This is a genomic window from Paenibacillus sp. 203, assembly GCF_037027525.1.
Lineage (GTDB): Bacteria > Bacillota > Bacilli > Paenibacillales > Paenibacillaceae > Paenibacillus > Paenibacillus polymyxa_B.
This window is the reverse complement of sequence record NZ_JAXCHD010000082.1, coordinates 1-259: the sequence shown is the minus strand read 5'-3', so window position 1 is coordinate 259 and position 259 is coordinate 1. Positions and strand designations below refer to the sequence as shown.

Below are 259 nucleotides of genomic sequence, written 5' to 3'. Positions count from 1 at the left end.
CGAGGGGGCCGCAGTGAAAAGGCCCAAGCGACTGTTTAGCAAAAACACAGGTCTGTGCGAAGCCGCAAGGCGAAGTATACGGGCTGACGCCTGCCCGGTGCTGGAAGGTTAAGGGGAGTGGTAAGCCCTTCGGGGCGAAGCTATGAACCGAAGCCCCAGTAAACGGCGGCCGTAACTATAACGGTCCTAAGGTAGCGAAATTCCTTGTCAGGTAAATTCTGACCCGCACGAATGGCGTAACGACTTGGGCGCTGTCTCA

At 56.8% G+C, this 259-nt stretch carries 1 rRNA gene; it reads left to right on the top strand.

From position 1 onward, the window contains the following. Positions 1–259, top strand: a 23S ribosomal RNA gene (locus tag WA407_RS26495); the annotation flags it as partial.